Origin of the sequence: Micromonospora sp. D75 (genome assembly GCF_018070405.1) — a bacterium.
Lineage (GTDB): Bacteria > Actinomycetota > Actinomycetes > Mycobacteriales > Micromonosporaceae > Micromonospora > Micromonospora chalcea.
Map to the genome: position 1 here is coordinate 1 of NZ_JAGPXV010000980.1, position 1,352 is coordinate 1,352.

Annotated in this window: 1 protein-coding gene and 1 pseudogene; both read left to right on the top strand. The window is 73.1% G+C overall.

Features of this window, described 5'->3' with window-relative positions; genetic code table 11:
• A pseudogene (locus KBX39_RS31295) lies at positions 1–190 on the top strand (carbohydrate kinase); the annotation flags it as partial.
• A 22-nt stretch (positions 191–212) separates the two neighbouring features.
• The coding region (locus KBX39_RS31300; protein ID WP_210874007.1) for a GntP family permease at positions 213–1,352 on the top strand (1,140 nt) is incomplete at its 3' end.

Here is a 1,352-nt window from a genome sequence, read left to right on the forward strand (position 1 = left end):
CGAGGTCGCCGCCGACCTGGTCCGGATCGAAGAGACGGTCCGCCCGGATCCCGCCTCCGCCGCGACGTACGCGGCGCTGCTCCCGCTCTTCTCCGAGCTGTACGACGCACTGGTACCCACGTTCGCCTCACTGCGACGGATGGCGCCGAGCCTGCCGCCGGAACCCCCACCCACCGCACCACCCCGCTGACCGACCGAAGGGCGTGATAGCCGTGGTCACACTGCTCACCGCACCAGCGGAACCGCTCACGAACGCCGGTGACACCCAGCTCGTCCTCGCCGCCCTGCTCGGCATCGCCGCTGTCGTGCTGCTCATCGCGTGGGGCAAGGTGCACCCGTTCCTCGCGCTGATCCTCGGCGCCGCGGTGCTCGGCGTGGTCGCCGCCGTACCCGTCGACAAGATCGTCACGTCGTTCAGCGGCGGCGTCGGCTCCACGGTCGGCGGCGTGGGCCTGCTGATCGCACTCGGCGCGATGATCGGCGGCCTGCTGGCCGAGTCCGGCGGCGCGGACGGCATCGTGGAACGGGTGGTCGGCCGGGTCTCCGGGACCGCGCTGCCCTGGGCGATGGCCGGCGTGGCCGCGCTCATCGGCCTGCCGCTGTTCTTCGAGGTCGGCGTGGTGCTGCTGGTGCCGATCGTGCTGCTCGTCTCGCTGCGGGTGAACGTGCCGCTGATCAAGATCGGCATTCCCGCGCTGGCCGGCCTGTCGGTGCTGCACGGCCTGGTGCCGCCGCACCCCGGCCCGCTGGTGGCGATCGACGCGCTCGGCGCGAACCTCGGTCAGACGCTCGCCCTGGGCCTGCTGGTGGCGATCCCCACGGTGATCATCGCCGGGCCGGTCTTCGGTAACTTCATCGCCCGGTACGTGCCGGCCACCGCCCCGGCCGAGCTGCTGCCGACCCGGCGCGACGCCGACGACCGCAGCCCGACCCGTCCCGGTGACGGACGGCTGGACGCCGACGGCGACCTGGTCACCGAGGACGACCTGGTCAACCCGGGCACCGGGCGGCCCGGCGGCGCGATCGACGAGCCGGACGGACGGCGCTCGCGCCGCGCCCCGGCGCTGTGGGCGGCGGTGGTCACCGTGCTGCTGCCGGTGGTGCTGATGCTGCTGCGGGCGATCGGCGAGCTGACGCTCGGCGAGGACACCACCGGCCGCAAGGCGCTGGACATCGTCGGCACCCCGATCATCGCCCTGCTCGCCGGCGTCATCTTCGCCATGATCTTCCTGGGCTACCGGTCCGGCTTCAGCCGTACCCAGGTCTCCGGTTTCCTCGGCGGCTCGCTGCCGCCGATCGCCGGCATCCTGCTGATCGTCGCCGCCGGTGGCGGCTTCAAGCAGGTGCTCGTC